General features: G+C 55.1%; 24 protein-coding genes. 14 read left to right on the top strand and 10 right to left on the bottom strand.

Annotation, left to right across the window (positions count from 1 at the left end):
- Positions 1 to 52: 52 nt before the first annotated feature.
- Both ABT56_RS08360 and ABT56_RS08355 read left to right on the top strand, forming a co-directional pair.
- On the top strand, positions 53 to 1219 hold the full coding sequence (locus ABT56_RS08360) for a 3-phenylpropionate MFS transporter (protein ID WP_047878420.1): 1167 nt from the start codon (positions 53 to 55) through the stop codon (positions 1217 to 1219).
- 142 nt (positions 1220 to 1361) lie between these two features.
- Positions 1362 to 4838 carry a PAS domain-containing hybrid sensor histidine kinase/response regulator gene (locus ABT56_RS08355; protein ID WP_047878419.1) on the top strand — a complete coding sequence of 1159 codons (3477 nt, stop codon included), beginning with the start codon at positions 1362 to 1364 and terminating at the stop codon, positions 4836 to 4838.
- 102 nt (positions 4839 to 4940) lie between these two features.
- Here ABT56_RS08355 and flhA read toward each other — a convergent pair whose 3' ends face one another.
- From flhA to ABT56_RS08320, 7 genes are read right to left on the bottom strand one after another with little or no spacing between them, the layout of a single operon-like run.
- The gene (flhA, locus tag ABT56_RS08350) at positions 4941 to 7043 is read right to left on the bottom strand and encodes a flagellar biosynthesis protein FlhA (RefSeq protein ID WP_047878418.1); all 2103 of its coding nucleotides are present in this window, start codon (positions 7041 to 7043) and stop codon (positions 4941 to 4943) included.
- Positions 7044 to 7061: 18 nt separating this feature from the next.
- Positions 7062 to 8189, bottom strand: a complete 1128-nt coding sequence (flhB, locus tag ABT56_RS08345) for a flagellar biosynthesis protein FlhB (protein WP_047878417.1) — start codon at positions 8187 to 8189, stop codon at positions 7062 to 7064.
- Entirely contained in the window at positions 8189 to 8965 is a 777-nt protein-coding gene (fliR, locus tag ABT56_RS08340; RefSeq protein WP_047878416.1) for a flagellar biosynthetic protein FliR, read from the bottom strand. Before fliR ends, flhB begins: the two co-directional genes overlap by 1 nt.
- Before the next feature lie 2 nt (positions 8966 to 8967).
- Positions 8968 to 9237, bottom strand: coding sequence for a flagellar biosynthetic protein FliQ (locus ABT56_RS08335; RefSeq protein WP_047878415.1), 270 nt, complete (start codon positions 9235 to 9237; stop codon positions 8968 to 8970).
- A gap of 21 nt (positions 9238 to 9258) precedes the next feature.
- A complete protein-coding gene (gene fliP, locus ABT56_RS08330; protein ID WP_047878414.1) occupies positions 9259 to 9993 on the bottom strand; it encodes a flagellar type III secretion system pore protein FliP in 735 nt (244 codons plus the stop codon).
- Positions 9990 to 10349: a flagellar motor switch protein FliN gene (gene fliN, locus ABT56_RS08325; RefSeq protein ID WP_047878413.1), complete on the bottom strand. Its 360-nt coding sequence runs from the start codon at positions 10347 to 10349 to the stop codon at positions 9990 to 9992. The genes fliP and fliN overlap by 4 nt, the downstream gene beginning before the upstream one ends.
- Positions 10350 to 10357: 8 nt before the next feature.
- Positions 10358 to 11263, bottom strand: a complete 906-nt coding sequence (locus ABT56_RS08320) for a flagellar motor switch protein FliM (RefSeq protein ID WP_047878412.1) — start codon at positions 11261 to 11263, stop codon at positions 10358 to 10360.
- A 644-nt stretch (positions 11264 to 11907) separates the two neighbouring features.
- Here ABT56_RS08320 and ABT56_RS08315 point away from each other — a divergent pair.
- Genes ABT56_RS08315 through ABT56_RS08280 form a run of 8 tightly spaced genes read left to right on the top strand, consistent with a single transcriptional unit; the run spans position 11908 to position 19732 of the window.
- Positions 11908 to 12750 carry an OmpA family protein gene (locus tag ABT56_RS08315; RefSeq protein ID WP_047878411.1) on the top strand — a complete coding sequence of 281 codons (843 nt, stop codon included), beginning with the start codon at positions 11908 to 11910 and terminating at the stop codon, positions 12748 to 12750.
- An 11-nt stretch (positions 12751 to 12761) separates the two neighbouring features.
- Entirely contained in the window at positions 12762 to 14153 is a 1392-nt protein-coding gene (locus ABT56_RS08310; RefSeq protein ID WP_084722196.1) for a sigma-54-dependent transcriptional regulator, read from the top strand.
- 27 nt (positions 14154 to 14180) lie between these two features.
- Positions 14181 to 14525, top strand: a complete 345-nt coding sequence (gene fliE, locus ABT56_RS08305) for a flagellar hook-basal body complex protein FliE (protein ID WP_047878410.1) — start codon at positions 14181 to 14183, stop codon at positions 14523 to 14525.
- Positions 14526 to 14545: 20 nt separating this feature from the next.
- Positions 14546 to 16270 (top strand): flagellar basal-body MS-ring/collar protein FliF, encoded by a 1725-nt coding sequence (gene fliF / locus ABT56_RS08300; protein WP_240478285.1) that lies wholly within the window; start codon positions 14546 to 14548, stop codon positions 16268 to 16270.
- Entirely contained in the window at positions 16257 to 17264 is a 1008-nt protein-coding gene (fliG, locus tag ABT56_RS08295; RefSeq protein ID WP_047878409.1) for a flagellar motor switch protein FliG, read from the top strand. Before fliF ends, fliG begins: the two co-directional genes overlap by 14 nt.
- Positions 17264 to 17968 carry a flagellar assembly protein FliH gene (fliH, locus tag ABT56_RS08290; RefSeq protein ID WP_047878408.1) on the top strand — a complete coding sequence of 235 codons (705 nt, stop codon included), beginning with the start codon at positions 17264 to 17266 and terminating at the stop codon, positions 17966 to 17968. Before fliG ends, fliH begins: the two co-directional genes overlap by 1 nt.
- On the top strand, positions 17961 to 19304 hold the full coding sequence (gene fliI, locus ABT56_RS08285; RefSeq protein WP_053062420.1) for a flagellar protein export ATPase FliI: 1344 nt from the start codon (positions 17961 to 17963) through the stop codon (positions 19302 to 19304). The genes fliH and fliI overlap by 8 nt, the downstream gene beginning before the upstream one ends.
- The gene (locus ABT56_RS08280) at positions 19304 to 19732 is read left to right on the top strand and encodes a flagellar FliJ family protein (protein ID WP_047878407.1); all 429 of its coding nucleotides are present in this window, start codon (positions 19304 to 19306) and stop codon (positions 19730 to 19732) included. Before fliI ends, ABT56_RS08280 begins: the two co-directional genes overlap by 1 nt.
- A gap of 55 nt (positions 19733 to 19787) precedes the next feature.
- Here the strand turns inward: ABT56_RS08280 and ABT56_RS08275 are convergent, their stop codons facing one another.
- From ABT56_RS08275 to flgA, 3 genes are all read right to left on the bottom strand, one after another.
- A complete protein-coding gene (locus ABT56_RS08275) occupies positions 19788 to 20222 on the bottom strand; it encodes a flagellar protein FlgN (protein WP_047878406.1) in 435 nt (144 codons plus the stop codon).
- The gene (locus ABT56_RS08270; protein WP_047878405.1) at positions 20222 to 20482 is read right to left on the bottom strand and encodes a flagellar biosynthesis anti-sigma factor FlgM; all 261 of its coding nucleotides are present in this window, start codon (positions 20480 to 20482) and stop codon (positions 20222 to 20224) included. The genes ABT56_RS08275 and ABT56_RS08270 overlap by 1 nt, the downstream gene beginning before the upstream one ends.
- 80 nt (positions 20483 to 20562) lie before the next feature.
- Entirely contained in the window at positions 20563 to 21273 is a 711-nt protein-coding gene (flgA, locus tag ABT56_RS08265) for a flagellar basal body P-ring formation chaperone FlgA (RefSeq protein ID WP_053062419.1), read from the bottom strand.
- Positions 21274 to 21382: 109 nt separating this feature from the next.
- Between flgA and flgB the strand changes: the two genes are divergently transcribed.
- The 4 genes from flgB to flgE are packed head-to-tail and all read left to right on the top strand — an operon-like array spanning position 21383 to position 24104.
- A complete protein-coding gene (flgB, locus tag ABT56_RS08260) occupies positions 21383 to 21757 on the top strand; it encodes a flagellar basal body rod protein FlgB (RefSeq protein ID WP_047878457.1) in 375 nt (124 codons plus the stop codon).
- A 2-nt stretch (positions 21758 to 21759) separates the two neighbouring features.
- Positions 21760 to 22179 carry a flagellar basal body rod protein FlgC gene (gene flgC / locus ABT56_RS08255; protein WP_047878404.1) on the top strand — a complete coding sequence of 140 codons (420 nt, stop codon included), beginning with the start codon at positions 21760 to 21762 and terminating at the stop codon, positions 22177 to 22179.
- Between the two features lie 8 nt (positions 22180 to 22187).
- Complete coding sequence (locus ABT56_RS08250; protein WP_047878403.1) at positions 22188 to 22865, top strand: flagellar hook assembly protein FlgD; 678 nt, start codon at positions 22188 to 22190, stop codon at positions 22863 to 22865.
- A 27-nt stretch (positions 22866 to 22892) separates the two neighbouring features.
- Entirely contained in the window at positions 22893 to 24104 is a 1212-nt protein-coding gene (flgE, locus tag ABT56_RS08245) for a flagellar hook protein FlgE (protein ID WP_047878402.1), read from the top strand.
- Positions 24105 to 24107: the final 3 nt, after the last annotated feature.

Raw genomic sequence — 24107 nt, 5'->3', positions numbered from 1 at the left:
GGAGGCCTGTCGGTATATTTCCCCTGCATCTACTCTACCAATAGGACATGGCATGTTTCGTAGTAGCCCCTTCGGCTGGACCGCACAGTATCTGGTCGGCTTTTTCTTCAATTATGGTGTCTATCTTCCTTTCTGGGCTCTGTGGCTCAGCCATCTTGGGGTCAGCCCTGCGGACATCGGCTTGCTGCTCGGTCTGGGCTTTGGCGTTCGCTGTATGGCTAACTTGGTACTTACACCGCGGATCCACAAGGTTGAGCACCTGATCCCAGCGCTGCGCGGTTTCGGTTTTGCGGCGTTGCTTAGCTGTATCGGTTATATCTACTGTGGCGGCAGCCTATGGGCACTGGTGGCGATGACGGTCATCTATAACATGATGGTCGGGCCGATAGTGCCGCTCTCCGATGCGCTGGCCAATTACTATGCCAAGGAAGGGCATCTTGACTATGGCCGTACCCGTTTGTGGGGGTCGATTGCGTTTATTGCCGGTTCGACCGTGGTGGGCGTCTTGGCCAAGGCTTACAGCCCTGCGGTTATCCCTTGGGTGGCTCTGGCCGGTTTGATGGCGGCCTTGTTGCTGTCAATGCGCCAGCCACAAGTGGTACCGGTATCCGATGCGGACAGCCATAGCCAGCCCCGCCCGGCTTTGCTGCACCTGATGCGGGATCCCAAGGTACTGCGCTTTTTGACAATTATCGCCCTGCTGCAGGGAAGCCATGCTGCGTACTACAGCTTCAGTACCATTTACTGGAAGGGCGCGGGCTACAGCGAAGATGTGATTGGTTACCTGTGGAGCTTCTCGGTGGTGGCAGAGGTGGCCGTGTTTGCGTTGAGCCAGCGGTTGTTTGCGGGGTGGAGCGTAATGGCGATGTTCCGTCTCGCGGCTGTCGGTGTTCTGGTTCGCTGGGGGATGACGGCAAGCATGATTGAGCTGCCGATCCTGGTTGCGGTTCAGGCCCTGCATGGGGTGACGTTTGCCGCGGCGCACTTGGCGACAATCCGCTATATCCAGCAGGCGGACAACAGCAAGATGGTGGCCTTGCAGGCACTTTACAACGCCTTGCCGATGGGGGCCTTTATGGCGCTGATGACCGCACTGAGCGGCTGGCTGTTCGAGTTGTGGGGCGGTGATATTTTCTGGCTGATGGCGGTGATGGGGATCCCTGCGCTGTTTATGAAGATTGAGCGCGCACCGCAGGCGGTTGCCGAGGTGAATCGCTAACAGGCCTTTCCTGCTGCTGGCTCCCCCTTGTTGCGGGTTGCCGACAAGAAGAATTGTGATCCTGCTGATTGGTCGTGGCCCGGGGTTTGGTTACACTGGGTCACATCAATAACGTGTTACCAATTTGCTAAGGATGGCATATATGGCACAAGGATGGCTTGTCGTGCCCGTGACATTGGCCTATCTCGGCCTATTATTTGGGGTTGCGTGGTATGGCGACCGCCATAAGCAGTGGCTGGCCCGATGGCGGCCATGGATCTACAGCTTGTCCATTGCGGTTTACTGCACCTCATGGACCTTTTATGGCACTGTCGGCCAAGCAAGCCGCGATGTCTGGTCTTTCCTTCCTATCTACCTTGCCCCGATCCTCGTCTTTACGCTGGGGTGGCGGATTATTGCCCGTCTGATCCTTATAGCCAAACGCGAGCACATCACCTCTATTGCCGATTTTATCGCTGCCCGTTACGGCAAGTCGCAGTGGCTGGCGGTCTGGGTGACCCTGATTGCGGTCATCGGGATTCTGCCTTATATCGCCCTTCAGCTACGGGGGATCACGCTCGGGCTTGAACAGGTTGCCCCGGCACTGGGGGAAAAACTGCTGTCCCCTGCGGGATCCGCCGCAAGCGGCGGGTCGGTCGATATTGCTTGGGTTGTCACCTTGGCATTGGCGCTATTTACGGTGTTGTTTGGGACCCGGCATATCGATGCCACCGAACACCACCGCGGGATGATGATGGCGGTGGCTTTTGAGTCCTTGGTGAAGCTGGCGGCCTTCTTGGTCGTTGGTTTTTTTGCTGTCGGCCTGTTGCTCGATGTCCCGCAGCTTGGTCAAACCGCGATAGATCTGCTGGTATGGGATACCCCAGATGTCGGTAGCTTGCTGATCCACACCTTGTTCACGATGGCGGCAATTATCTGCCTCCCGCGTCAGTTCCATACCACGGTGGTGGAAAACGAGCGGGCGCAGGATCTCCACCGGGCCCGTTGGATATTTCCTGGCTACTTGGTGCTGATGGGGATCTTTGTGATTCCGTTGGCATTGGCCGGGCAGATTTGGTTGCCAGCGATCTCGCCGGATACCTATGTGATCAACCTGCCGTTGATGCAGGGGGCGGATGGCATCGCCTTGCTGGCTTTTGTCGGCGGTACATCGGCTGCCAGCGGCATGGTGATTGTCTCGACTATCGCCTTGGCGATTATGGTTTCCAATGATTTGGTGCTGCCGTTGTTGTTGCGCCGCCTGAAAGTCACCGGACGTAACTTTCAGGCATTCTCCGGTATTTTGCTCAATGTACGGCGCGGCCTGATCCTGTTGTTGCTGCTGGCGGCATGGGGGGTCTATCGTATTCTCGGCGACATTCCCTCGCTGTCGGCGATCGGCTGGTTGTCATTTGCGGCCATTGCCCAATTCGCCCCTGCCTTGCTGGGGGGGATTTATTGGCGCGAAGGGAACAGAAACGGTGTTTACGCGGGGTTGCTGGGCGGTATTGCGATCTGGGTGGTGACTATGATGGGCCAGACTGACATGCTGGCGGGGACGTCGCAGAGCAACATCCTGCTGTGGCTGCTGATGCCGCCACGCCTACCCGGCCTTGCTGGTCTGTCGATGGTGGATTGGGGGATGCTGCTTAGTCTGGTGGTTAACCTTGCCCTGTTTGTCGGGGTATCGCTGTTGACCCGTTCGACCCTCACCGAACGGCTTCAGGCAGCATCGTTTGTTGGGGCGCCGTTACCGGAAAACGGTGATGCCAGCCTGTACCAGACCCGGGTGACGGTTGCCGAGCTGGAAATGCTGGCGGCCCGTTTTGTCGGGCGAAAGCGGGTTCGCTTGGCCTTCCAGCACTACAGCGAGCAGCATCAGGTGCTGATCCAGCCGCAGATGCAGGCTCCGGCGGGCTTGATCCGCCATACCGAGCGGGTGCTAGCCGGGGTATTCGGGGCTTCGTCGGCACGGTTGGTGCTGACCTCGGCCCTGCAGGGACGGAAGATGCAGCTCGAGGAAGTCGCCACCATTGTTGATGAGGCTTCCGAGCTGTTTGATTTTAGCCGGGGGTTGTTACAAGGGGCGATTGAGCATATTAATCAGGGTATTGCGGTTGTCGACAAGCAGTTGAGGCTGGTGGCGTGGAACCAGCGCTACCTTGAGCAGTTTACCTTTCCTGCGGGGTTGATTCAGGTCGGCAGGCCGATTGCCGAGGTGATCCGCCACAATGCCCAGCTTGGGCTCTGCGGACCTGGCGATCCCGAAGCGCATGTTGCCAAGCGGGTGGAGCACCTCAAGCGGGGAACTGCCCATACTTCCTCGCGGATCCGTGCCGATGGGCAGGTTATTGAAGTGCAGGGCAACCCGATGCCTGGCGGCGGATTTGTGATGAGTTTTACGGACATAACCGAGTTCCGCAATGCGGAGCAGGCACTCAAGGAAGCCAATGAAACCTTGGAAGAGCGAGTGCGCCAGCGTACCAGCGAGCTGGAGCTCCTCAACCGGCAACTGGTGTCGGCCACCCAGCAGGCGGAGCGTCAGGCACAGTCAAAGGGGCGGTTTCTGGCCGCGGTCAGCCATGATCTGATGCAGCCTCTCAATGCGGCGCGGCTGTTCTCGTCGTCGTTGGCCGAGGTGGCGGTGGACGGCGAGGCGGCGACACTCTCCCGCCATATCGAAAGTGCGCTCGGCGCGGCGGAAGATTTGATTGGAGACTTGCTTGATGTGTCGCGCCTTGAGGCCGGCAAGCTATCGGTTAATGTTCGTCCTTTTCGGCTCAGTGAGGTTTTCGATACCTTGAGTGCCGAATTTGGTGCCTTGGCGAAATCACAGGGGATCCAGTTTGAGGTTGTGGCCAGCAAGGCGGTGATTGAGTCCGATCCCAAGTTGTTGCGGCGCGCATTGCAAAACTTCCTGACCAATGCGTTCCGCTATAATCCGCGTGGTCGGGTGGTGCTGGGGACTCGTCGGCGTGGGCAGCGGCTGCAGATCGAGGTGTGGGACAACGGTCCGGGGATCCCTGAAGAGAAACAGGCGCATATTTTTGAGGAGTTCACCCGGATTGAGCAGAGTACCGCTGAGCACGGGTTGGGGCTCGGGCTGGCGATTGCCCGTGGCATCAGCCGGGTGCTGGACCATCCATTGTCGCTGCGATCATGGCCGGGACAGGGCACGGTGTTCTCGTTGTTGGTCCGGCGTGGTTGTTTGTCCGATGTTGCCGCGCCATCACAGGAGCTGGCCCCTAAGATTGCACCGCTGGCTGGCCTGAAGGTTCTGTGCGTTGATAACGAGCCGGATATTCTGATCGGGATGGAGACCTTGCTGTCGCGTTGGGGATGTGAGATCCGGCTGGCAGAAACGGTTGCGGATGCGATGGCCCGGCTTGACGATGGCTGGCAGCCTGAGGTGGTGCTGACCGATTACCATCTGGCTAATTGCCAGACCGGGTTGCAAGTACTTCAGCAGTGCAGTTTGCGGTTGGGGCCGATATTTCGCGGGGTGGTGATCAGCGCCGACCGGACGACGTTGACGCGCGAGACAATCGAGGGCCGCGGCTTTACCTTTATCAGCAAGCCGGTCAAGCCGCTTAAGCTAAGGGCGTTGCTGAACAGGCAGGTTCCAACTCGGCAGGTGTAGCAGGCATTTGGCCGGGCTGCCTTCGGCGAAGGGCCGCTTTATGGGGAGCCATTGATATAACAAGGCCCGGCATTTGCCGGGCCTTGTGTTTTTCAGGGCGAGTTAGCCGAGGTGGCCGACGACCGAGATACTGCGGTTGTCGGGGATCTCGTTGAACGACAGCACATGAAGGCCGCGGGCACAGATCCGGGCATAGCGAGCCAGCAGCGGGCGTAGCTGAGGCATAACCAGAAGCAGTGCCGGATAACCGTTGAGGCGCATGTTGTCGAGCGCTTCGGGCAAGCTGCGCTGGAGTTTTTCGATAACCCCAGGCTCGAGGGTAAAGCCGTCAAGCTGGACATGGCCACCGGACTGGGCCTGGCTCAGGGCTCCGAGCAGGATGTTTTCCAGTTCGGCCGACAGGGTCAGGGCCGGGATGTCCAATCGGGCTCCGACCAGGTTGTTGAGGATCACCCGGCGCAGTACACAGCGCACATCGGCGGCCAGTAGGATCGGATCTTTGGTCAGCTCGGCCGATTCGACCAGCGAGTTGGCAATGGTCACCATATCGGTCAGCGGCACGCCGTCAACGGTTAGCTGGCGGAATACCCGCAGCAGTTGCTGGTTGGTCAGCTTCTGCTGAAGATCGTCAGAGAGCTTACCATTGAGCGAGTTGAGTCGCTCAAGGATACCGTTGACCTCGTCAGGGCCGAGAATGTCTTCGATATGGTCGTTGATCACCTTGCTGACATGGGTCGAGATAATCGTTGCGTGGTCAACCACGGTATAGCCGAGGTTGACGGCTTTGTCTTTGTCGTTTGGCGATATCCAGACCGCATCCATCCCGTAGGCCGGATCCTTGGTGATGATACCGTTGACCTCACCGTAGACCTGCCCCGGGTTGATAGCCAGCAGCTTGTCGATTTCGACATCGGCGGAAACCGCGACGGCGCCGCGTACCATAATCTGGTACTGGCAGGCATCAAGGGCGAGATCATCACGAATATGAATATGCGGGATCACAAAACCACGTTGCTCGGTCAGGGTCTTTCGGATACCCAGTAGACGGTTTAGCAGCTCGGCACCTTGCTGGCGGTCAATAAGGCTGACCAAGCGGTAGCCGACACTCAGGTTCATGGCGTGGACAAAAGGGATGTCGCTGACGACCAGCTCTTTGGTTTCCGGCTGGACGTTTTGCTCAACGATTTCCTCTGCGCGTAGCAGATCTTCGTTGTTGACCTCGGGCTCTTGGAAGGTATGCATCCGCCAGCCGGCGAAACCGACCACGGCACTGAAGCACAGGAAGGCCATGTGCGGCATGCCCGGGATCAGGCCGAGTACCAGCATGATGCCTGAAACCACGAACAAGACGGTTGGCGAAGCCAGCACCTGCCTAGAGATTTGGTCCGATAGGTTGTCGCTGTCAGCAACACGGGTCACGATAATCGCCGCGGATGTTGCAAGTAGCAGTGATGGGATCTGGGCAACCAGGCCGTCACCGATAGTCAGCAGGGCGTAGGTCTGGAAGGCATCGCCGAAGGTCAGGCCATGCTGGAACACACCAATGCTGATACCGCCGATGATGTTGATGAACAGGATCAGCATACCGGCCACGGCATCGCCGCGGACGAACTTAGACGCACCGTCCATTGAACCGTAGAAGTCCGCTTCCTTGGCGACTTCTTCACGGCGTGTCTTGGCAGCAAGGTGATCGATGATCCCGGCGTTGAGGTCGGCATCGATAGCCATCTGCTTGCCCGGCATCGCATCGAGGGTAAAGCGCGCGCTTACTTCGGAAATACGCTCACCACCTTTGGTGACCACCACGAAGTTAATGATCATCAGGATGACGAACACCACTGCACCAACTACGTAGTTACCGCCGATCACCACGTCACCGAAGGCCTGGATTACCTTACCGGCGGCATCGCCGCCGAGGTGGCCTTCAAGCAGTACCACACGGGTCGAGGCGACGTTCAGTGCCAGTCGGAGCAAGGTAGCAACCAGCAAGATGCTAGGAAATACCGAGAAATCCAGCGGCTTGCGGCTGTAGACACTGACCAGCATCACCAGCAGCGCGAGCACGATGTTGAAGGTGAACAGCATATCCAGCACCATCGGCGGGATAGGCAGCATCACCATGGCAAGGATGGTCATCAGCAGCAGCGGGATCCCGAGCTGCCCTTTGGCCAGAGCCTTGAAAACAGGGGCTAGTTTTTGTTTCATAGTCTCAGTTTATGTCCGTTAACGGCGCAGTTCCCGAGGAATTGAAATCCTTGGGAACTCAGGTTTGCTTGGTTGCCTGCCCTTGCGGTATTGCTCCATCTGGAACACGAAGGTCAGGATATGGGCAACAGCCACATACAAGGGGGCAGGGATTTCCTGCCACTCGTTGGTGGAGTAGTACACGGCCCGCGTCAGTGGAGGTACCTCTACCACTGGTATCTCATGCTGGCGGGCGATGCCCTGCATTTGCAGAGCGCTATGATCCAGAGCCTTGGCGATGACATAGGGGGCCTTCGCTTTGGTTAAATCGTATTTCAGAGCCACGGCGTAATGGGTCGGGTTAGTGATCACTACGTCGGCCTGGGGGACGGTATTGACCATCCTGCGCTGGGCCATTTGGCGTTGCAACTGGCGGATCCGGCCTTTGATTTCCGGGTTACCATCAGTGTTCTTGTGTTCCTCTTTGGCTTCCTGCTTGGTCATCTTGAGCTGTTTGGTGTAATCCCAGCTTGAATAGGGCATTTCCAATATCGCAATCACCAGCAATGCAATGCCGAAGCTGAGCAGGCCGGACAGCAGAATATCGACACTTTGAGCGATGGCACTGTTGAGCGGAAGGCGGTGGAGCGCCATCATCTTGTCTAGGTTGCTGTCGATCAGCTGGTACAGGGTACCGGCAATCAAGGTGACCTTGAGGATACTCTTGATCAGCTCCACCATCGACTTGGCCGAGAACATTCGCTTGATCCCGCTGATTGGGTTGAGCTTCGACATTTTCGGTTGTGCTGCCTTGCCAGACAGGTTCCAGCCGCCGCGAATCACATTGCCCAAGACAGAGATAGCCATCATCAGGGCCAGCATCGGGACAATCGCCTTGAGCATGATGATACCGCTGGTGCCGAGGTGAACCAGCATCATGGCCGGATCGAAGGCTGCCTCGCGGTCCAGCGAGAGATTGAGCTCGCTGACGGAGACGGACATACTGGCCAACTCGCGGGAGAACGCCCCGATAAGCAGGGCACTGCCTAGGATCAGGAGTGCAGTGACCAATTCGCGGGAGCGGGGGAGGTTACCTTCCTCCCGCGCCTTGCGGATTTTCTGTTGACTGGGCTGTTCCGTTTTGTCCTGACTACTGCTCTCACTCATCAGACGCCTCCTTCTAGGTAGCGCATCAGCTCAAGCGTTTCGCTACACAGCTGAACGAAGTTTTCCGGTATTCCGGAGTTGGAAATCAACAAGCACACCAAGCCGAGCAGCATGGTCATCGGGAAACCGAGGGCAAAGACGTTGAGCTGCGGCGCGGCGCGGTTCATCATACCGAACGCCCCGTTGACCAGCAGCATGGCGGTGACGGCCGGCAATGCCAGCAGCAAGGCGGCAGCCATCATCCAGGTAAAGCGCAGCACAAGGGTTTGCAGCGCTGCCTGACTCATGAACGTGCCGACCGGCCAGACATCGAAACTGCGGACGAAAATTTCCAGCGCGACCAGATGCCCGTCCAGCGACAGGAACAACATGAACGTATAGAGCTGGTAGTATTTACCCATCGCCGGAACACTGACCCCATTGACCGGGTCGTTCATCATCGCCATGCCCAGACCCATCTGCATGGATAGAATCTGGCCCATAGTGGTGAAGACGGCGAACAGCAATTCTAGCTGTAAGCCGAGAAGGACGCCGATCAGTACCTGCTGGCCGGCATAAATTATCGCTTGGGCTGAGAGGGGATCGACCTGTGGCATTGCAGGCATCAATGGTGCCGCGATGATGCTGATGAGCATCGCCAGCCCGATCCGGATCTGGACCGGCATACTGCTGCCACCGATGATCGGCATCGCCATCAGGGCACTGCCCAGACGAACGAACGGCCACCAGATTTGGCCGAGCCAGGCGGTAAATTCAGCTGCGGTGAAATCGAACATGGTCAGCCGATAAGGTGTGGGATATTGAGAAACAGCCGGGTAAACAGGTCGCTCAAGGTACGCAGTAGCCACGGGCCGGCAAAACCGAGCATGGCAAGGGTGATCAGCAGCCTCGGGAGGAAGCTCAGGGTTTGTTCGTTAATCTGGGTTGCGGCCTGGAATACGCTGACAACCAGACCCACAAGTAGGCTCGGTACGATAAGGACCGATACCATGCTGACAATGATCAGCAGGGCATCACCAAAAAATGTCGCTACAAATTCTGAACCCATGGTGTTCTGCTCCGGATTGGATCAGCCAAAACTGGCGCTAAGGGTACCGACTGTCATTGCCCAGCCATCAACCAGAACGAAGATCATCAGCTTGAACGGCAGCGAGATAATCAGTGGTGATAGCATCATCATACCCATCGCCATCAGTACGCTGGCGACCACAATATCGATAATGAGGAACGGGATAAACAGCATGAAGCCGATCTGGAATGCCGTTTTGAGCTCGCTCAACATAAAGGCCGGCATGAGCAGCAGAAAGTCGAGCTGGTCATAGTTGTCCGGTGTTGGTTCGTTGGCAATTCGCAGGATCTGCTCAAGGTCAGTTTCACGCGTTTGTTGAAGCATGAATGTCTTGAGCGGTGGCGTTGCGGCATTGGCAGCTTCTTGCAGGGTGATTTTGCCTGCTTGGAAAGGCACGACGGCATCTTGGTAGATGGTATTGATCACCGGACGCATGATAAACAGGGTCAGGGTCAGCGCAATGCCGATCAGAACTTTGTTCGGTGGGCTCTGCTGCAGACCAAGGGCTTGGCGCAGAATACCCAGTACGATGATGATACGGGTAAAGCTGGTTACCATCAGCAACATGGCAGGCAAGAAAGCCAGCGCCGTCATTAGCAGGAAAACCTGCAGCTTGATGCTGACTTCTTCTTGGCCGCCTGGACCACTCATACTGAGCAGTGGGATGTCCTGTGCCAGCACCGGCTGGCACAAGAGCAAAAGGCCAACGGCTAGCAAAGGACGCCATTGTTTCACTTGGCTAGCCCTTTGAGCATGTCGCCTTCGTCGACAACGTCAATCAGGCGCAGGCCGTACTTGTTGTTGACGATAACAACCTCGGCATGGCCCAGCAGTGTGCCGTTGACTTTAACATCCATCGGTTCACCGCTTAGCTTGTCGAGCTCGATAACGGTGCCCAGACCAACATTCATCAGATCGCCCACCATCAGTTCGGTGCTTGCAACTTCCAACGTCAGGTTCACTGGGATATTGCGGATAAAGCTCATGTCTTGGGCGGAACGGCCATTGGCCTCGGAAGGCATGTTCTGCTCTAGGGTACCAAGATCGATATCATCAAGGTCAATTTTCAAATCATCAATATTTTCAGACATGGGTCTACCTAGGATGGGTTAATAATGTGTTGGATCTGCAAAACGAGGCTCGCGTTGTTTTCGGCAACCCGAGCCTTGAAAAGCGGGGTACTGCCAGCTCGAACCGTTACCTGCTCCGGAAGCTCTACCGGGATGACGTCACCCGGGCGGAGATCCATGACCTGTCCCAAGTTCAAGCGACGCTCGGCCAAGGTCGAGTGTAGTCGGACTGGTGCCTGACAGATTTTCTGCTGGATACGCGCCTGTAGCTCAGGATCGGTATCGATGTCAGCGGTCTGACACTGCTGATCGCGAAGGAAGTCCAATCCGGCAAAAGGCAGTGAAATTTCCAGCCAGCCAGATTTTTGGTTGCCGATTTCGATATTGAAGCGACATACCTGGTACAGCTGGTTGTTCTGGATCGGACTGAACAGGTTCAGGGTGTTTTTGGCCTGAAGCTGGCTGTTCCAGTCGGTGATGCTGTGCCAGCTGGTTGAGAACTGGTGGAGCAATGTTGTAAAGAAGCGTTCAACCAAGCGAAGCTCGGTGTCACTGAATTCTTGGTGGCGGGCACTTGAGCGGCCGTTGCCTCCAAAAAACAGATCAACCATGTAGAACAGCAGCTCACCTTCGATGGCAATGGTGCCATGCAGGTCGTGCGGCGTCACCATGAACTCACGGTACACTGAAGGCTTCTTCAATTGCTGGAGGTACTCCTGCAATTTCAAGGTGTCTTGCTGGACCAGTTTGAAATCTGTCTTTTGGCGAAGCAGGTTATGGAAGGCATGTCGTGCCAAGCGCTCAAACTGCTTGCCGATGTTATCTATGATCGACTGTAGGGCGCCAATTCGATGCTCTGGGCTCGCCAAGTCGAAATCACGGATGTCGGCTTGGTCAGGGCTGGCAATAACTTTGCTCTTATGGGTTAGCTTCATTATCGTGACAGTTATTCTACTAGTGGTTTTTGGTTTAATACCTGACTGGCTTTATTCCTAAAGACATTCAAGGTCACGGCGCGGATGGGTGATTATAATTAAAGCAGAGATATTTACTAATTAATGTGGCAAAAAAAATTGATCTTTTGCCCAAGATTAAAATCGCTGTAATTTTTATACTCAATACGGTCAAAAAATAACCACTATCGAGTAACCATGTAATTTAGTATATTATTAATTGGAATTAGCGGCACCAAAACCAATTACCTTATTATATTACTCTGGTATTGTGGTAATGAAAATAGTTTCACTCTTATTAGTGTTTTTTCCACGAAGAGTAATTATTGCCCTATCCCTAGCGCGTCAAAAATATGGCGTCAATAAATTCGCGTTGAGGATTTATTGGCAGTTGACACTTGACCTATAGTGTTTTCTCATAGTGCACTATTTCTCTTTGGTATGGATATTATTATATTAATACCATGCCAAAATGCACCTCAAGAATGCCATAATGGAATGGCTTCCTAGAAGGTGTATGCATTAAAGTTTTTTATAATAACGGCGTGAAAAATTTATCTTGGACGATGACGTATTTTTCCCGATTTCTTTAGTGGCTAACTTATATTTGTAAGTGGGTGTGGTTGATGTATATCCAGGCGGTACTGGCATGTTTTCTATTGCTATATTCAGTTGCGTCTCAAGCAACGTTGGTTAAATGGCACAATAGCCTAGAAGACAGTACATGGACATTTACCGGTAGCGCAACTGAATGTACGTTGAGCCAGCCTGTTCAGGGCTTTGGTACTCTGTCATTTAATTTGCAAGCTGGCAAACCGTTGTCTTTCCAACTTAGCAGTAATCGCGTTAAGCAAGATACGTATTTCATTGCATTGCATGTGATGCCGCCGGCTTGGGAAAACTTCGCCCCCTTCGAGCTCGAAGGGGTGGGATCGGCAATTGTTTCCGGGATTACCAGCAAAATGGTGATTAATAATGCTGCCCCGATGTTTGAGCAGTTAATGCAGGGTCATTGGCTCAATGTGGCGATCAGTGTCGCTAGCGGTGCGGCCAATATCGAGGTCAGCAATGTGCGCTTTACCCGTGCATCAGATGAGTTTCTTGCTTGCCAGAACCGTTTGTTGCCGATGGGCTTTAGCCAAGTCAGGGACAATACCTTCTTCCTGTCCCCTTATTCTACCAAGTTGTCAGAGCTTGACCTGATGCGATTGGACGGCATTGCCCGTTATATCGAAGCCAAAGGCAACATCAAAAAGGTATTGGTTGACGGTTACATGAACAGTAACGCTCGCAACAGTATCAAGTTGCGTCAGTCAAAAGAGATTGCGGATGAACTGGCATCATTACTGATCGAGAGAGGCGTTTCGCCGAAGTTGATCAGCGTCCGGGTCCATGGTGGACGCTACCCTAAGGAGAAGGGTCAGCCAGCAGACAAGGGGCGGATTAGAGTCCGGGTCGTACAACAGTAGGGGCACAAGCTATGTGGCAAAAGAGCATTCTGCTGTTCCATCCTCGCCATGAGGCGTTGGAGCAGGTGTTGGCGTCATCGATTGCAGCAGATTTGAACATTGAGTGGGTGACTAGCCTACCTGAGTGTTTGGCAAAGGTTGCCGAGCAGCAATGGGATATGGTGCTGATCCCGGCAATTTTCGGCGAGGGTGTCGAAGCTGCTGAAATTATCCAGCAGCTGCATTGGCAGGATTGCCGCAGTGCTGTCGTTGTTCTGTCGGAAGTTCATCAGGCGGCGCAGGTGACTCGCGCCCTGAAAAAAGGTGCGATGGATTACCTGCTGTTGCCGTTTGAAGCCCATCACTTGAATCAGCTTTTGCAACGTATGGCCGTCATGAAAACGCAATCATCTCAAGTGGTTGCGGAGTCAGAGCAGAGTCGTCAGTTGTTCCAGTTAGCCCAACGGGTCGCTCAGACCGATGCCTCTGTGTTGATTAACGGCGAGAGCGGCACCGGCAAAGAGGTACTTGCCCAGTTCATTCATCGTTCTTCAGCTCGCGAAAATGGCCCGTTTGTTGCAATAAACTGTGCGGCTATTCCCGAAACGATGATCGAATCGATTTTGTTCGGTCACAGCAAGGGGGCATTTACCGGCGCAGTGAGTGCCAATGCCGGCAAGCTGGAAATGGCCAATAACGGTACTTTGTTCCTCGACGAGATCGGCGAGTTGCCGATGACGCTGCAGACTAAGCTGCTGCGGGTATTGCAAGAGCGTGAAGTGGAGCGTCTGGGCAGCCACCAGAAGATCAAACTCAATATTCGGGTGCTGGCAGCGACCAACCAAAACTTGGAAAGCGCGGTAGCGGAGGGACGTTTTAGAACGGATCTGTATTACCGTCTCAATGTTTTTCCACTGACCTGCCCGCCGCTGCGTGAGCGCCCTGAAGATATTGTGCCGCTGGCCAAGCACTTGCTGAAGTGCCATCAGCCTCAGGGGACGAGCATGTTCACCGAGGCTGCCAAGCAGCGATTGCGTGAATACCCATGGCCCGGAAACGTCCGCGAGCTAGATAACGTAGTACAACGCGCCCTGGTGATGAGCCGGGGCTGTTTGATTCGTGAGGAAGAGCTGATGCTGCCAGCCATGATGGCTACGGCATCTCAGCCGATGGCCGTGCTGGGCAATGTCGATGAAGAGACGCAACCCCTGAACTTGCAGCAAAGCCGCAAGCAGGCCGAGTTTGAGACGATCATCGCGACTTTGAAGCGGTTTAATGGCCATAGAAACAAAACGGCGCAGGAGTTGGGCGTGACCACTCGTGCGCTTCGCTACAAGATCCAAACCATGCGCGAGCAGGGGGTGGATATAGAAAAATTGCTGGCAGGTACCGACGGTACGGCCGAGCAAACCCTGATCAACTAAGCCCACATTGAGAACTGAGACCGAATAATGCAAGACAAAATCATGAACATGCAGCTACCGCTGAGCCAGATGAGCGAAATCCAGGCACAGATTCAGTTTGCAGAACCGCTGCAGATTGCGGCTAACCCTTTATCTGCCGGTGCGGATAAGCAGGTCGATTTTGGCAAGATCATTACTGATATGGTTAAGGATGTGGATCAGAAGGGCCAGCAGGCTTCTGCCAAGATGACTGCGGTTGATCTGGGACAGAGCGATGATCTTGTCGGTGCGATGGTTGCCAGTCAGACAGCAAGCCTGTCTTTTTCTGCAATGGTACAAGTGCGTAATAAGCTGCTGACAGCTTATGACGACGTTATGCGAATGCCGGTTTAAGGGGCTGTTCGGTGGCAGAAATGATTAAGCAGCGGCTAGGTAAATTGGCCAGCATGGGTAGCACAGGCATGGGCAACACGGGGATGGCCGCGCGCTCTCCGGCCTTGCGTAACCTGATGGTATTGGTATTGGTTGCCGCGATTGTAACCGCGGTTGTCGTGATCGCCCTGTGGCAGAGTAACAGCCAGTACCGGCCATTGTATGGCGAGCATGAGCAGTTTGACCGGGCACAGGTTATAGCCGTGCTTGAAGAAAACGGCATGGATTATTACATCGAACCGCAGCAGGGCCAGGTGATGGTCGAGCGCAGTTCGGTTGGCAAGGCGCGTATGGCGTTGGCAGCTGCTGGGGTAAAGGCCCAGTTGCCGACTGGTCTTGAAATTCTGGCGCTGGATGCCAGCCTAGGCACCAGTCAGTTTATCGAAAATGCCCGTTACCGCCACGGTCTGGAAGGCGAGTTGGCCCGCAGCATTATGGCGATTGATGCAGTGGGTAATGTCCGGGTGCATCTTGCTATTCCCAAGCAGACGTTGTTTGTTCGCCGCGATAAAGAGCAGGCATCAGCATCGGTGGTGATTTCTCTGTTGCCGGGCAAGCATTTGGAACCGCATCAGGTGGCTGCGATCGTCAACTTGGTTTCAGGCAGCGTGACTGACCTGCCGCCGGATCGCGTCAATGTGATTGACCAGCATGGTAACTTGCTGTCGTCGCAGGAAGGGCAGGGACACGGTGGACAGGCCAATGCCGCTTATCTGAAATACCGTGACAACCTTGAGCAAACCTACATTGATCGTGCCGCTAAGATGCTGCAGCCGATGGTGGGTCTGGATAATTTCCGAGTAGAAGTCGCGGCTGAAATTAACTTTGACCGTACTGAATCGACAGTAGAAAGCTATGCCCCAGAAGGCGTAGTGCGCTCTGAGTTCTCGTCTTATGACCGCAAAGTGGGTAAAGATGCCAAAGGTGTTCCTGGGGCATTGAGTAACCGTCCGCCGGAAGAGGACGAGGAAAAAGATCCGAATATGCAAAACGAGCGCGGTGAGTCATCGCGTGATTATTTGGTCGATCGTACTCTCAAGCATGTTAAGTACCAGCAAGGTGCGATGGAGCGACTGAGTGTATCGGTGGTGATTAACGGCAAGGCTGACAGCTACACGCCGCAGCAGCTTGACGATATCAAGGTGATGTTGGGTAATGCGCTGGGCCTGACGGCTGATCGTGGTGACAGCATCAGCATTAACGTGTTCCCGTTCAGCAAAGCGGACAATGCCGCGATTGATGCCAATCCGGAATGGTGGCTGCAGCCAATTTGGCTAGAGTACCTGCGTTATCTGCTATCGGCGATCGTGGCACTGGTGATCCTGCTGGTCGTAGTCCGTCCGTTGATGCGCCTGCTAAAGGGCAACAACACTGAAGCGCAGCCACTGGCCAAAGCAGCCAACAGCAAGACGCTGCCGGCCGCCAAGGACGGTAATGATGCCGATGCGCTGGAAAGCGAAACCGACGGCGAAGGTAAGAGCAAGGCCAAGATCAGCGCCGAAGAGGTGGTTGCGAAAGCCGTGGAAGCTGGAACGATTTCCATGAGCCCGGTGGTGGAACGAGAGAGCATTTTGGCGGATCTGCCAAGTCCTGAGACTGGCTTGGAAGTACAGTCTTCTTACTTGCAGATGCTGTCAGAGAAAGAACCCGAGCGCGTTGCGCATGTTGTAAAACAATGGATCACACCGAAAGATGCAGACAACTGAGATTAAATCGGACATTGAACAGGCAGCTATTTTGCTGCTTAGCATGGGCGAAGATGCTGCAGCGAATGTGCTGCAGCAGCTGGAGCGCGAGCAGGTACGCCAGTTGTCAATTGCAATGGCGGGGATCCCGGCGGTCAAGAAAGATCAGGCAGAAGCGGTATTCCGCCGTTTCTTTGAGGATTTTCGGACTGAATCGGGGATCTCCGGGGCATCGCGCAATTATCTGGAGCGCACCCTGAACAAGGCGCTGGGGCAGTCATTGTCCCAGCCGTTGCTGGACTCGATCTATGGTGATTCGCTCAAGCATAACTTGCAGCGTCTGCAGTGGCTGGAGCCGAACAAGCTGGCAGAACTGATCGCCGGTGAGCACCCGCAGATGCAGGCCGTGTTTTTGGCCTATCTGGATCCTGAAGTGGCGACCAAGCTGTTGGGCTTGCTGCCATCCGAAGGGCTCGATGATTTGCTGTACCGACTGGCGAACCTCAACGAGATTCACCCGGATATGATTTATGAGGTGCAGGTGCTTCTCGAGAAGTTCCTTGCTCAGGTCGGCCAACAGAACAGTACCATGATCGACGGTACCCAGAAGGCGACCGAAATCATCAACCGTCTTGAGGGCCGCCGTAGCGAGGCCGTGCTTAACGGTTTGCGTACGCTGGACCCAGAGTTGGTGAGCAAGCTAGAGGCCAAGATGTACAACTTTAGCCTGCTGCTTCGCCAGAGCGAAGAGACCTTGGACCGTCTGGTGACCGAAGCCGATCAGGACATGCTGGCGACTGCGCTCAAGGGGGCAGATGCCGAGCTGCTTGACCGTATCTTTGCCACTATGCCTAAACGTGCCGCGCAATACTTGCGCGAGGCCATTGAAGGTAAGGGACGAGTACGTATCAGCGCCGTCGAGGAAGCCCGAGATCAGTTGGTGCAGTTGCTGCGCCAGCTTGCCGAGCAGGGTGAGGTCGAGCTGCAGCTGTTCAGTGAACCGGTGGTGGAATAATGAGAAAAGATCAGTCCGTGACGGTAATTACTCCGGGATTGGGTGGTTTTCGCAACTACCACTACCCGCCGTTGGTTGATGCGCCTGACGATGACCTGTTTGGTGATGAGGGTGGTTCCTACCAGGACGAATTCAATAACGGTTTCCAAGATGGCCTGCAAAAAGGCCATGAGCAAGGTTATCAGGACGGCATGAACCAAGGGCTTCAGTCCGGTCAGGTTCAGGGGCTCGAGCAGGGCCGCCAGCAAGGCCGGCAGGAAGGTATGCAGCAAGCCAGCCAGCAAGTGGCAGGCGTGGTGCAGTCGACCAACCAGCTTATGGAGCAGATCCAGCTGGCCTTCCATCAGCATGTTCAGCAGCAGAGCGAAATGCTGTGTGATTTGGTGATGAAAGTCGCGCGTCAGGTAATTCGTGCCGAATTGGCATTGCAGCCGAGCCAGCTGGTGAATCTGATTGAGGAAACCCTCGCTCAGTTGCCCGATCACAAGCCGGATCTCAAGGTCTATTTGAATCCGCAGGACAGTCAGCGTCTGACCGAGTTGGTACCTGAGCAGGTGGCGGCGTGGAACCTGATTGCCGATGATACCCTGGCTATCGGTAGTTGCCGTGTCGTGACCAGTGACTCTGAAGCATTGGCTGACAGCGAAGAGCGATTGGCGGCGTGTATGGATGTGGTAAAGGATACTTTGTTAGCTGATGCGTAATTTATCCGAAGAACTTGCCACCAAACTGAGTATGGCCATGGATCGGGTGCCAGATGTGCCGGTGGCCCGCACCTACGGGCGTCTGGTGAGGATGGCTGGTCTGACGATGGAGGCGGTGGGATGCCGCCTGTCCACCGGGCAGCGTTGCATGGTGGAAACGGATCAGGGCGACTATATCGAAGCTGAGGTGGTGGGTTTTGACCGCAACGCCTCGGTACTGATGCCTATTCGACATGCGACGGGGTTGCGCCCGGGCAGCCGCGTGCTGCCGCTGCATGGCGACAGCAAGATCAGCGTCGGCTACGGTATGCTGGGCCGGGTATTCAATGGCCTTGGCGAGCCGCTGGACGAAAAAGGTGCTTTTACCCAAGAGCACCGGATCAACTTGCAGGGCGAGTCTATCAACCCGCTCAAGCGTCTGCCGATTTCACGTCAGCTTGATGTTGGTGTCCGTGCCATCAACGGCATGCTCAGTGTTGGCAAGGGCCAGCGTATGGGCCTGTTTGCCGGTTCGGGTGTGGGTAAGAGTGTCCTTCTGGGCATGATGACCCGCAACACGACGGCTGAAATTACCGTGGTGGGGCTGATTGGCGAGCGTGGTCGTGAGGTTCGAGAGTTCATCGAGCACTCATTGGGCGAAGATGGCATGAAGCATGCCGTGGTCATTGCCTCCCCGGCCGATGATCCGCCATTGATGCGTTTACGCGCATCGGTACTGTGTCACCGGATCGCCGAGTATTTCCGCGATCAGGGTCATGACGTGCTGCTTTTGATGGATTCGCTGACCCGCTATGCGCAGGCCCAGCGTGAGATCGCGTTGGCCGTCGGCGAGCCGCCGGCAACCAAGGGCTATCCGCCTTCGGTGTTCAGCTTGCTGCCGCAGTTGGTGGAGCGGGCCGGTAATGGTGCGACCGAGCGGGGGTCGATCACGGCTTTTTATACCGTTCTGTCAGAAGGTGATGATCAGCAAGATCCGATTGCCGATGCCGCACGAGCTATCCTCGACGGCCATATCGTTCTGAACCGAGAGCTTGCCGAGCAGGGGCACTACCCGGCGATAGATATCGAGCAGTCGATCAGCCGTGCAATGCCGCAGGTGGTGAGCCCTGAGCAGCTGTCTCAGGCACAGCGGGTCAAGCAGCTTTACAGCCGTTACCGTCAGGTTCAGGATTTGATTTCGCTCGGTGGTTACCATCCGGGGCAGGATCACCAATTGGATTTGGCCGTTCAGAGTTATCCGATGATTTGTCAGTTCCTGCAACAGAAGATGAACGAGAAGGTGACGCTGGAAGATAGTCAAATGCAGTTGTTGCAGTTGTCTGGAGGACAGTTCTGATGCGCCGGTTAGCGGTACTTCAAACCTGGCAGCGTCAGCAGGAAGGCAAGTTCGACGAGCTCAAGCAGAATCAGGGCCAGTTGCAGCAGCAATACAACGCTCACCAGCAACGCCTTGAATTGCTTGAGAGTCTGCCGGGGCAGTACTCCTTGGGTCATGGCGTGGAGACCTCGGCATTGTTGCTCAAGGGGATCGGGCGTTTCCGCCATCAGGTCGATAACTTGGTGAAGCTTCAACGTCAGGAAATGGCGTTGACGGAAGTGGAGATGCGCAGTGTCAGTACTCGGCTTGTCAACCAGCACCGTCAGGTCAAGATGGGTGAAAGTCTGATCACCAAGCGGGAGTCGGCATTGCAGTCCCGTCGTGACAAGCAGGAGCAGAAAATGTTGGATGAGCTGGCTATGCAGCGCTTTATGCGCCGCCGCTAGCGATCCATGAGCGGTCTATTGCGAACGGTTTGTGGTGTCGTGGATAAGCGGGCCGTTAGATCCCCGGCCCGTAGCAGTACTGCTGCTCGGGTTTGAGCAGTTTGTCGATCATCTGTTTGTGGCGTGCCAGCAGGCGACCGTTCTGGTTGTTGAGCTCTTGGCACTCTTGGGTCAGCTGAAATAGCTGTTGCCACAACTGTTGCCCCTGTTGACCGAGGGTGGCAGGCAGGGCTTTGAACAGGCGCTGCATCCCGCTATCATCTGGGCTCAGCCCCATTTTTTCCAGAACCTGTGTCCTTTGCTGGGCATGGCGATATAGATCCCCCATCAGAGCGTTTAGCTCGTCATTGAGCGCAGGCAAGGTACGACTGTCCCGGTTGGCCAGCAGTTGATGCTGTTGCTTGAGCTTGGCAGACAGTTGCTGGTAGCCCTTCACATCGCGAGAAAGCTCCGTCAGCAGCTGTTTGATGGCTGCACTATGGTTGCTCATTACGCATCGCCTTGGTAGAAGTCGAGCATTTTGTCAGCCAGGCTGTCGAGGTTGACGCTGTTGTCACGGCTGCGTAGTAGGGCTTTGGCCGCGGCGACTTTGTCCATGTCCACATCGCTGTGCTGGGCGGCATCATGCTTGGCCTGCTGCATTGGTGACAGGTTGTTTTTTGCCGGCGCTACGTCAGAGGCGGGTTTTGCCTCGGCTGCGCTGGTCGGCCGAAGTGTCGGCTGGGTGTTGAACGTTACTTTTCCAATCATTTTCGTTGCCTGTGTATCGGTGGGCTACGGGTCTATTTTGAACTAGCGACCACCCCTTAAGCGATCTTAAGATGAAAGAGTCAAAAAGTTGTCTCTACGATATTGGCCGACTTAACTGTCGCGGTGATGGTTTTCCCCGACGACTGGTTGCGTACCCGAATCCGCTCCCCTTTCTGTCCATCTTCTAACGCAACGCCTTTCATGCTGGCGGTAAAGCTGTCGCGCTTGGCCCTGATTGTGACCATATCGTCCCGTCTGATCAAGGTTGGCAGCTCGATCATTCTTGGGGTCAGCACGGTGCCGGCACTTAATTTCCGCTTGCTGAGCTTGCCGCTGACTTTGGCGATGGCCGTAAAGTACCCCAGCCTGAGGGATTTCAGGCTCGTTCGGCGCAGTATGAGGTGTTTGCTGCTGAGTACCTGCTCCCGATCGACATTGCGGCGCAAGGTGACCAGCGGCAGGAAAACATCTACATCGGCACGAACCCGTGTCTTCCAGTATTTCGGCTGGTGACACTCGGCGGTGACCGTCACCCGGCCTAGCGGCCGTTCGGCTCGGTTCATGCTGAGCGAGATGGGTTTTCCACAAGGGGCGGGCACGTCAATCGGCTTGATATCGATACGATAGTCCCGGCTTCCTACCGTGCGGGCATACTGGCTGACCTGCTTGGTTAGGTAGCGCTCGACTTGCTGTTGCAGCGGATGGCCTTGCACCGGAAAGGCAATACCTGACAGCAATAGGTATAGTCCGGCAAGGCCGGGTGTTCCTGTGCGGAAGTAGGAGTTCCGCATTGTGTCATTCCTGATCGTCATTTGGTGTTAAGTGCCTGATACGGCTTTAGGATAAAGTTGGCATGATAAGTGCATTAACCCGCCTTCAATGATTGGAGGCAGCGAGCTGATGGCAATCGATTTTGAACAGGCCCTGGGGGTACACCCTAATACATTGGCCTTTAGAACACAACGCGCAAAAGTGTTGGCGAGTAACCTGGCCAATGTGGATACCCCGCACTACAAGGCGCGGGATATCAGTTTCAGCCAGGCGATGGAAGAAGCGGCATCGGCATCGCGCCACAAGCACCTTGCCCGCCGTCACCAGAATGTGGAACACGAATTGATGTACCGGCTGCCGCAGCAGCCTTCACAGGATGGAAACACCGTTGAGCTCGGTGTCGAGCAGGCGGAATTTGCCGGTAATGCGATGGCATTCGAAACCAGCATGACTTTTCTCAATATGAAACTCAGCGGCCTGAAAAAGGCGATTAACGGGCAGTAAGCATGTCATTTTCAAGTATTTATGAGATTGCCGGTTCGGCCATGACGGCGCAGACCATCCGTTTGAACACGGTGGCGAGCAATATGGCCAATGCCGATGTGGTTGCAGGATCTGACGCGGAGGGCTATCACGCCAAGCGTCCGGTGTTCTCGACCGTGATGATGGATTTGGATAACGGTACGCCGGGCGCCAAGGTGAAAGTGGATTCGGTGGTGGAAAGTGACGAGCCGTTGCACCGCCGCTATGAGCCTAACCACCCGAAAGCCGACAAAGAAGGCTATGTCTTCTATTCGACGGTCAATGTCGTGGAGGAGATGGCTGACATGATGGCGGCATCGCGTAGCTTTGAGACAAACGTTGACGTAATGACCCGTGCCCGCAGCATGCAGCAAAGCATTTTGCGCCTTGGTCAAACTAGCTAGGAGAAGCAATGAGCTTAGCGCAGGTAAAAACAACGGCCCAGTACAGCCATGAGCCGGTGCATACCGCATCGGAGCAGAATGTAAAGCAAAATGGCCAGGTGCCAACCAGCAACAGTTTTCTGACCATGATGGTGGCTCAGATCAAGAACCAGAACCCGCTCAACCCGACGGACGGTACCCAGTACCTGACCCAGTTGGGGATGATGTCGGCGGTAGAGAGTCTGGAAGGGGTCAAGGTTGGTTTGGCAAACCTCAACATCGGCATGACCAACGTAGAGATGCTTCAGGCGACCAACTTGGTTGGCAAGAAGGTGTTGATGGAAGTCAACGGTGAGCTTGAAGTGAGCGAGAACCAGACGCTGGAAGGTCGCGTTAAGTTCGATAAGCCTGTCGATAAGGCCACAGTGATGGTTTACAACGACAAAGGCGAAGTGGTCGACAAGATTGAGCTTGGCCCACAAGGCTCGGGTATGTCCGAGTTCAAGATTGAGGGTGATGATCTGGGCAGTGGCGAGTATTCCTTCGAGGTCGTGGCCGAGAAGGGTGACGAGGCTTGGACCCAGAAAATGATGATTGCGGCTGACGTTGAGTCGGTCAATATTCCTGCCGATGGTGGCGCAATTCTGCTTAGCCTGAAAGGCGTGGGCACCATGTCGATGTACGACATGCGCGAAATCACAGCCTGATAATCAAATATAACAAGGAGCATACAAATGTCTATTAATGTCGGCCTGAGCGGCCTGCGCGCTACCAGTGAGCAGATGAACACCATCAGCCACAACATCGCCAACGTGAATACAGCGGGCTACAAGTCGTCACGTACCGAATTTCAGGATATCTACGCGCCGGAGTTCGGCGGTGGCCAGATGAACGGTGTTGAGGTTTCTGCGGTTCGTCAAAGTTTCGTTACCGGTACCACGACCCCGACCGGCCGTAACGGTGACCTTGCGATCAACGGCGAGGGCTTTTTCATGGTTAAGGCTAACGGCCAGAACATGTATACCCGTAACGGTGTGTTCAGCATGGATGCCGATGGTTACCTGGTAGCCAGCGACGGCAGCCGTCTGCAAGGCTATGGCGTAACTGCCACCGGCAACCTGCAGACAGGTTCGTTGAGTGACTTGCAAATCGGAACCGGTGATATGCCAGCCAAGCCAAGTAGCGATATTCAGCTGGGCCTGAACCTGGATGCGACGTCGGCGGTTATCGATCAGGCTAAATCGCCGTTCGACCCAGAAGACCCGACAACGTTCACCTCTAGCTCTACCACTACCGTTTACGACTCATTAGGTGGCGAGCATGAGATGACCCAGTACTACGTCAAGACCGGCGAGAATCAGTGGGATGTGCACTACCGTGTTGATGGCGAAAAACCAACAGCACCTACTGACGGTAAGGCTTCGTTGACGTTTGATAAAGACGGTAAGCTGACCAGCAGCAATGATATGGCGGTTTCCTTCAAACCGAAAAACGGTGCGGGCGAACTGGCGATGAAGTTGCATGTTGATGATGTTACTCAGTTTGGTAGTGAGTTCACCGTGAACAAGAACACCCAGAACGGTTATGCACCGGGTAAACTTGCGGGTTGGTACTTCGACACTGATGGTTCTGTGTATACCCGTTACTCGAACGGCCAGACTGAACAACAAGGCCAGATTGCCCTTGCGCGCTTCCCTAATCAGGAAGGTTTGCAGCAGGCGGGCGGTACCGCATGGACCCAGACGTTTGCATCGGGTGCTCCACTGACAGGTGCGCCGGGTACGGGTCAGTTAGGTGCACTGCGTACCGGTATGTACGAGAACTCCAACGTGGATCTGACCAGCGAGATGGTTGGCTTGATGTCGGCCCAGAGTAACTACCAGGCCAACGCAAAGACCATTCAGGTATCGCAGGAAATGACTCAGATCCTGTTCCAGAACCTGTAAGGC

Source organism: Photobacterium aquae (assembly GCF_001029445.1).
Classification (GTDB): domain Bacteria; phylum Pseudomonadota; class Gammaproteobacteria; order Enterobacterales; family Vibrionaceae; genus Photobacterium; species Photobacterium aquae.
This window is presented reverse-complemented; position numbering and strand designations above follow the sequence as displayed.